This window comes from Edaphobacter sp. (assembly GCF_035532915.1).
Taxonomy (GTDB): domain Bacteria; phylum Acidobacteriota; class Terriglobia; order Terriglobales; family Acidobacteriaceae; genus Edaphobacter.
In genome coordinates, this window is the sequence record NZ_DATKQC010000117.1 from 1 (window position 1) to 8,373 (window position 8,373).

6 protein-coding genes are annotated in these 8,373 nt (G+C 56.9%); all 6 read right to left on the reverse strand.

What is annotated here, in order from left to right:
* On the reverse strand, nt 1-2,592 hold a 2,592-nt coding region (locus VMU57_RS05880; RefSeq protein WP_325381701.1), incomplete at its 3' end, for a site-specific DNA-methyltransferase.
* 29 nt (nt 2,593-2,621) lie between these two features.
* Nucleotides 2,622-3,731, reverse strand: coding sequence for a protein adenylyltransferase Fic (gene fic, locus VMU57_RS05885; protein WP_325381702.1), 1,110 nt, complete (start codon nt 3,729-3,731; stop codon nt 2,622-2,624).
* Nucleotides 3,732-3,912: 181 nt separating this feature from the next.
* Nucleotides 3,913-4,422, reverse strand: a complete 510-nt coding sequence (radC, locus tag VMU57_RS05890) for a RadC family protein (protein ID WP_325381703.1) — start codon at nt 4,420-4,422, stop codon at nt 3,913-3,915.
* 462 nt (nt 4,423-4,884) lie between these two features.
* Nucleotides 4,885-5,376 carry a DUF2726 domain-containing protein gene (locus VMU57_RS05895; protein WP_325381704.1) on the reverse strand — a complete coding sequence of 164 codons (492 nt, stop codon included), beginning with the start codon at nt 5,374-5,376 and terminating at the stop codon, nt 4,885-4,887.
* A 361-nt stretch (nt 5,377-5,737) separates the two neighbouring features.
* Nucleotides 5,738-6,481, reverse strand: coding sequence for a helix-turn-helix domain-containing protein (mobC, locus tag VMU57_RS05900; RefSeq protein WP_325381705.1), 744 nt, complete (start codon nt 6,479-6,481; stop codon nt 5,738-5,740).
* Nucleotides 6,478-8,277 carry a type IV secretory system conjugative DNA transfer family protein gene (locus VMU57_RS05905; RefSeq protein ID WP_325381706.1) on the reverse strand — a complete coding sequence of 600 codons (1,800 nt, stop codon included), beginning with the start codon at nt 8,275-8,277 and terminating at the stop codon, nt 6,478-6,480. The genes mobC and VMU57_RS05905 overlap by 4 nt, the downstream gene beginning before the upstream one ends.
* Between the last annotated feature and the right edge of the window lie 96 nt (nt 8,278-8,373).

An 8,373-nucleotide genomic window follows, 5' to 3' on the forward strand; every position in this document is an offset into this window, starting at 1 on the left:
ATCTATGTCCTTCGCGGCCTCAGGATCAAAGGTGAAGGCACAAAAGATAATCATCTTGGGCCGAGGAAAAAGCTCGCCCGCTTCCCGCATCGCCATTTCCACCTGGCGCTGCTCCAGAGCAGCGTATTCGGGCCCGAAACTCACCACCACGCGTTCCTTGGCGTTATCCGCCAGTAGCCCACTAGCATGGATGTAGTGCAAACCGGGGACAGTTTCCAAAGCGGCGATTTTGATGGCTTGGCCGCTCTTCCCGCGAATCCCGGTCTTGAGCAATTCATCTCGCCAAGAGTGTTGCCTACCGGACTCTCCCGATCTGGCAACCGAACTATCGGCCTCCTGCGGCTGCTCTCTTTCGTCCAGCGCCTTAACCGAGGGAAAGGGGACCGCTTCTACGGTGAAAGGTCCGCTGATCCGCAGCTTGTCCTTCGATACTTGCGGCTGGTCGTAAAGTGTCTCCTGCTCTGCATGTGCCGCTATAGACATGTCCATCCGCTTCTGCATGTTTTGATGCGCGTTGCGGAAAGTGTCGAATGCCGCACGAACTGATGCCGGCCAGTTCTCGGGGTAATCGAACGGCACCTCCCATTCTTGCAACGCATCGCGAGCAAACTGCAGCAAAGTGTTTTTTCGATTTCCTTCCGTTACCTTGAAAGCCGGCGCCTTACTAGTTCGCAGTGCGGCGTTCAATGCCACCAGTGCCGCCTCGATCAAGGGGTGCTCACGCTCGTAGATTGCATCGATCTCCGAATTGTTCGCAATCGACTTTAGCTTAACGTGCGGCACGGTTTTGTAGATGAAGCCTGCCTTCAATCCCTCGTGTGGGTACTTGAGATCGTAGTAGTCGTAGCTGGCCGTCAGAAGACGCTGCTTAGCTAGCGTCATCGCAACGCGCGACGTGTCGCAAGTAATCCAGCGACGACCGCATTTTTCTGCGACAACGGCAGTGGTGCCGGAACCGCAAGTTGGATCAAGTACCAGGTCGCCAGGGTCGGTGACCATGAGCAGGCAACGCTCGATGACCTTGCTTCCCGTCTGAACCACGTAATGTTTTTCTTCTCCGTAACCACCCGAACGCGTGTCGTCCCAAATATTGTTCCGTGGTTTGAATTCAAAGTCATTTAGGTAGCGAATAGAGGTGAGCGAAGTACCGACGGCGAGCAAGCGGTTCGCATGTGCAAGCCGTGTCAATCCGCGCTCGTCGCTGCGAAATGTTCCTGCCCCAGGCGTAAATATGCGCCCTTGAAAAGCAAACTCAGCTAGATCTCCACCTTGTCTTGGGCGCTGGTTAGTCAGAGGATTGGGGCGGTATACCCTCGAATTAGATGGCAAAGAGGAGGTTCCGATAATTTCATCTGTCGTTAGTCTGCGACGACTGCCGTTCGTCAGTTCAACGAAGCGCAAATTGTCCTCGTCTAGGATAGATCTCGGCTCAAAAGTTGGTTTGTACTTTAGCCTGCGGACGTCTTTTGCATACCACAGAATGAAATCATTCGTCGTGTCTAGTAGTTGACTTCCTTTTCCCGTGGTCTTTCGAAAAATAATTTCAGAACAAAAATTCGCCGTTCCAAAAACCTCGTCCAAAAGATTTCTGACTAGATGTACGTTCTCATCGGAAATCTGCACAAACACGCTGCCCGACTCACTCAGCAGCTCCTTTGTCAGCAATAGGCGATCGCGAAGATATGTCAGATACGAGTGAATGCCGAGTTCCCATGTATCCCGGAACGCTTTAATCATCTCCGGTTCCTGAGTTAGATCTTCGTCCTTGCGATCTTTCACTTCTCGCTTATTTACGAATGGCTGGAAATTTGAACCGTATTTGATGCCATAGGGCGGATCTATATAGACCATCTGCACCTGCCCTGCCATGCTCTCCTTCTGCAGCAGAGAATTCATCACTAATAAACTGTCACCTGCGATCAACCGGTTAGCCCATCCTCGCTCGTGCTTGTAAAAATCGATGGCTTCCCGCAGCGGTAGCGGTTCTTCGAACCACGCCTTGAGGAAATCCTCCTGCATGGGTTTCTCGCCGCCCTTCTCCCCTTTCATCCGCTTCCTGACAGTCGCGAGGACGGTCGCTGGATCTATCCGCTCATGAACATGCAGGGAAACCGTATCCACATCGAAGCTGGTGCGTTCAGCCTTGCCGGTCCAATTGAGATAGGGCTCCGCTTGCCGCTTCAGCTGCTCGAGCGCGGCACGCATGATTGCTTCATCTTTGCTTGCCAGCGCGTCATCAATCAGCCTTTCTACTTGGCTGCGCTTCATGTCGAATTGCAGCGCCGGATCGATATGGGGGTCATACTTCCAGTCTTTCGGCTCCGCCACCCGATCAGTATCGGGCGTGACCAGCCCGACATCCGGGTTATTTTTGCGCTTGTCCTTGTGCCGATAGCTCAAAACTTCCGGCTCACTGGATGCTTTCGACTTGCGCGGGCCGAGCTTGCCGCTCTTACTCGTGACGGGCTTTGTTTCAGCGGCGCTTACCTGCTGGGCGAGGGAAAATTCTTCCACCTCGAGCGGCCGGGTTTCGTGGCCGCGCGGCTCGGATTGCCCTTTTGCCTTACCCTTTGGATTCCGTGATTTCGCCATGGCCATTCCCTTAGTGGAGCTGCCGCAAACTATGCGAACTTCGTGTACTTATTGCTATCTGTCGTTAGTAAGCGCAAGAACCGCGGGTTCACAAATAATTTTTCTCGGCCGACCTTACGCTCTTCAAGCACTCCGATATCGCATAAGGTCCTGAGATATTTGGATACGGTTTCTCGGTGGCCGACACCAGCATCAACGAGGTTAGCAATTCGGCAATAAGGTTGGACAAACAATTGCTCTACCAGCTCGCGGGTGTAGATAGCCGGCTCTTTTTCCCGAACATAGCTGGCAGTCTCTTCGAGCAGTTGTCTTGTGGTACGTATTTTGGCTGCTGTCCAGTCGGCCGTGCTTTGTACACCATCGAGCATGTACGTTAGCCAGCTATCCCAGTCGCCCTTACGCGTGACTTCCAAGAGCAATCCGTAGTAATCAGCCTTGTGTTGGATGATGTAGCGGGATAAGTACAGCACCGGTATATCGAGCAGTCGCTTATCCACTAAATACAAGATGTTCAGTACGCGGCCTGTGCGGCCGTTGCCATCGGGGAATGGATGGATGGCTTCGAACTGGTAGTGTCCGACTGCCATGCGAGTCAGTGGGTCCAGCTCTTCGTTATCGTGCAAGAACCGCTCCCAGTTGGCGAGCTTATCGCGCAGCAGCGCCTCCCCTGCCGGAGGCGTGTAGATGGTCTTCTTTGTGGCACTGTTGGTTAGCGTTGTTCCCGGGATCTTGCGGACATCAAGGTCAGTATCTTTAATGGTCCGGCAAACCTCCACCGCGATGCTGGTGCTTAATGGTCGCTTCTTGAGTGCCTGGTAGCCATCGTAGAGGGCTGTGCGATAGCGCAGCGCTTCTCGGGTGGCGGCGTCGGCTTGGTTGCCAGGGTTGTCCGCAAACTGGAAAAGTCTATCCGTGGTGGTAACGATGTTCTCGATCTCGGAACTGGCTTGGGCTTCTAAGAGTGGGATAGTGTTAATCAGCACAGATTGGTTAGGAATGGATTCCCCCACCTGCTTGAGCGCTGCCAAGGCCGCCCGTGCTTCGACACAGCGCTTAAGAATCGGCTTGGTCTCCAGCTCTCGCTTGGGCGGCAGCAGAGGCAATTCGTTAAAGGGCTGGTCTGGGTCGAAAACCGTCATATGTCGGGATTTCCATGATTTGTCGACACGTAATTTAGACCTGTCGACCCGGCCGACAGGTCCCTAAAACGTGTCGAAATTCCCCTAAAACGTCGACACATTACTCCCCCTAGGGCCCTGATGGAAGGGGGGCACCCCCCCTTCGGGCCCGGGCCCCGCAGGGGTCGCATTGGAGCTGGCTTCAAAGCCAGCCCCGTTCAGCGAACGACACGACCTCGGCGCCGCCCACCACGAAGTGGTCAAGGGTACGGACATCAACCAAAGCGAGAGAGTCCTTAAGGCGCTGAGTAAGCCGGCGATCAGCATCGGAAGGCTCGGAAACGCCGGACGGATGGTTGTGAACAAAGATGACAGCAGCAGAGTTGTGCTGGAGCACCTGCTTCACGACCTCACGGGGATGCACTGAGGCACCGTCAATCGTACCGCGAAACAATTCGTCGAAGGCGATAACGCGATGACGGTTATCAAGGTGCAAAACGCAAAAGACTTCGTGCGGGCGATCTGCCAGACGAGTAACTAGCCAGCGCTTAACGGCAGCAGGATCGGAGAGCGCCTTGCCTCTGGCGAACCGCTCAGAGAGGATCCGCTCCGCCAGCACGATCAACTCGTCGGCTGTTACCGGGCGAGCGGTGGTGTAGCGGCCAGCGCTGTCTTGCGCGAAACCGTCAAGGTTGAATTTCTGCTGTTTCATCGAAAACCCTCCGAATGTGGATGACGGAGGGCCGATAAGCCGGGCGGCCGCCGGCGTCACAGGCCGCGTAGCGCCCGAAGGGCCTGGCCTTGACGCCACAAGGCGGACGTTCGGCTAGGCACTCACGCTCGACATCCACACGGAGGGGGTGAAACAGCACGAAATTTTCACGGACACGAGAGAACAAGCGCTGCTCGCGAAAGTAACCGCCACAGCACCGGGACAGCGGGAGGGGGGTTAGGGGGGGTTGCTGCGTATTGCGGTTGAATTCCGCCATCCATTGCGTTCTGAAACCTGCCACCTATTCCGGCCGGAAAGCAGCCACTCGTTATGATGGAAAATCGCCATTTTGTCACTTAACGCGACGGCTGCTTTTGGCCGGAAGCAGACGTCGATACTCTACTGGTTAGATCGACCACCGGGAACGAGGCCTCGCCACACTAAGTCTCAAGTTCTCGGTCGTCACCTGGATGCCGGATCCCCCCACGCGCGATGGGTGCGGATGGTACTGATGTCCGGCATATCGCGAGTCTGCCAGCGGATCACGGGGAGGCCAGCTGCACCCAGCGCCCGGTCCTTCTTGGCATCGGTCTTACGGCGGGAAGGCGCTTCATGGCTTGAATCGTCGAGCTCCACTACGGCGACGATGCTCGAATCCTTCCTGCAGACTACGAAATCTGCGCTCAAGCGGTCGATGCGGTTCAGCCAGGCCCGGTAACGTACGCCCTTCTTGATGCCGAGGATCCTCGAGATCTGCACCTGGGCGAAGATCTCATATTGAGGCAAGGCTTTTACCAGCCGGTAATAGAGCACCTGCTCGGGGCTCGAAAGCAGCCTCTTGGCATAGTACGGCCAAACGGTTCCGGGCCGCCTCGTCCCCCTTAGAAGGATGGAGAATGCCGTGGGAAGGAGGAGCAAGAAGGTCAGGATAAAAAGATAAGAGGACGAGCCCATCGATCGGTACTCCGTTACCAAACCCCAAAAAAAAGACGCTACATGAGTCCCCGCCTCGGTGTCCAACTATGCGTTGTCGAGATGACTGGAAGGCTTTGTAGCCGGGGCGTATCTATTCACAACCATCGATGCTGATCGGGAGGACTGATTTGGCGCCTATACTTGAAGCAGCTTTCCGAAGGGGTGCGCGATCAGTCGAATGCCTACGTTCTGACATACCCAGAACCTCGCGAAAAGTCTCGCACAAGGCTGCTGTGGTGGCTTTCAGCCGGAATTGATGTAGGTTTTCCCGTCGGAATCAACGGTGGTTTTGAGACAAGAATAGGTGGCGGGTTTCACCGGAATACGCAATTGCGCAATATCAAACTGCTTCCGGCCAACCGCCGCCGTAAGTATCGAATCTAAAGGGTTTAAGGTGTACGGCGTCAATCTTCATTCGGCGCTGTTGCCACGTCGCGTACCGTATTTCGTGGAATGCACGTTCTACCCTGTCGCGCACGCCCTGTTCGGGCGACAGGTAATACACCCAATCCCATTTACCTTCCTTACGTGCGGCCAAATGAGCCACAAGGATTTCGGCATAGCGCTTGCACGTTTTCACCGTCCTCTCAACTTCAACCGCCACCTTCTGGCCATCGGGTCGGACGGCGACCGCATCTGCATATTTCGCTTCACTGCGCGAGAATTCTCCAGAAACTGGCTCCCAGCCCCATCCCGACCTCTCGGCGCGAAGCTGAAGACGTTGTAGGTCCAGGCTGTGGCTCATGGTTGCCAACTTGATCTTGGAGGGCTCGAATGTTCGGGCTGAAATTGGCTCGTTCTGCCGAGCGGCCATCGCGGCTCCGTGGACCGTGATGCCCCACACCAGCACCGATGGGCCGAATTCACCCGAGATTATCGACTTACGGACTAATCCGTCTCTAACCATAGCTTGCAGCAATCCATGTGCTGCCTGGCGTGATCCTAGTCCCGTCACTTCACGAAGTATCTCGACTGTCGACCAGGTATTGCGCCTCAGCCAGCGCAACACCTGTTCCCGCTTGGCCTTTCGGCGCCGCTCTCGCTCCACCGGATCGGAAACAAGTGTGGCTAAATGCCCGGTCACAACGAATCCGTAGCGTGTGCGCTGGGAGCCGGCTGATCTTCGTGGCGGAGCAAGTCAGTCGAGCGACGCTCATACTTCGGCGCCGCGCCGGGAGTGAACTTGAGACGTGGAACCATCTGAGGCGCGGTGAACACGAGCCGAGCCACGCCAGCACCGATGAGTACGCCGCAACCTTCAGGAAGCTGCTGGATCATGTTGGCATCGATCTTGGCACGCTGTATCTGTTGCAGCCGGCGGGTCTCGTGCTGGACCTCAGACAGCGCCGCATTACGGGCGATCTCGCGGCTCTCCGCATTTACCACAATCGTGCCCGTCTGAGCCTCGATCCATTGCACAGTGTCCGGATCCGTCTGCCGGTAGCAGAGACGCAACGTGCAGTTAACCCTCACAGCCCCTTCCGTGGTCTCTCGGTCCGCATCTATGCAGTAAAGATCCTCCAAGGCCTGGTGAGCCAGGATCAGATTGCAGCCGCGATCCCGGATAAGCCCAAGGCTGTTGATTACCGGCTTGGACAAGAGGTGCTTCACCTCGTCTAGGAACATTAGCACTTGGCGTCCCGTGTCTCGTTCCCGGCAACGGATAAGCTGCACCAGCCTGAGAACGAGCATGGGCTGTAGCAGCAGTACGTCCTCGTCCACGTCGGACCCGGCGATATAGAGCACCCCGCCCTGCTCTAGAACAGCACCGAGATCGGTCCCGGCGGCAGTCTGCACGGCAGGTATGTCGGCGAGCTCGTTCACCTGATCCAAGAGTCCACGAAGTTTGTCGTATTCCTCCCCTGCTGCCTCCCTTAGAGCATCTGCGAGCGCCGGCAGGCATTCCGGCGGGCCGAACTCGCCCCGCGCAGCACGCTTCGCAAATGCGCGCTCTGCCAGGCGGTAGAAATCAGCCTCCGTACCCTGCCGACCAAGTCGTAGGCCGGTGGTCAGCAGCTGCGTAATTTCCCGAGCGTCTGCCCCCTTGAGCAAGTTGAACTGGGGGAGCTCAGCGCACAGGTTGATGAAACGGAACGGCACGCCTGCCGCCTTGCACTCTGCGTACAAGACGGACGGCAGCCACTTATCGCCATCTACTTTTGGATCGAACACCACGACCGCTTCGCCGCGGCGCACCGCTTGAGTCAGGAAATTCTGAGCAGCCACGCCTTTGCCACTGCCCGTAGGCCCGACCAACTGGACGTGGGACTCCCGCGCCCGCCTGAGGGCAATAGCTAAGGGGCTCTTGCCCCGTTCCAGCCCGACGAAAACCTCATGCCGGCGCCGGCACTCATCGTAGTAGCGGCGTGGGTCGTAGGTAGTGGCCTCCGGCAGGAGCTGCCCGACCGTCCGCACGTCCGTCAGTTCGTCATCTCTGGTCTTACGGGTACCGCGGTCCAGCATGGACGCAAAGCGCGGTATGACATGCCGAGTAAGGTAGAACACGGCCGCAATTCCCAGGACCAGCCCTACCCCGGCGCCCCACAACGCGGCCTGCAGGACGTCTGCGAACCCAGCACTTATAGCGTCCGCGTACTGAGGATCCGCCTCGCGGCTCCCAAACCACACGGCCACTCCGAACAAGCATGCGGGCACCGCGACGAGTCCCAATGCCACGAACATCAGGTTTCCCAGAAGCCTTACCAGCCACACAAGCCAGGCATTTGACTGCTCCAGCCACCGCATGAACCTCAGCGCCAGGGCGAGCAGCAGCACAAATAGCGCCACCGCCATCCCGATATACCAAAGCGCATGCGGCAGTTGGAGGAAGTTCCAAAACCGCAGAAACTCAATCCACGTCAACCTCGGAAGATTCAACACGACACAGCTCCTCTAGTTAGCGCACCCCTGTGCGCGATGCAGACAGGCGTTCAGCCTGGCGTTCTCGGTCGGACGCGCGGCCCCAGCCGCGCGAGG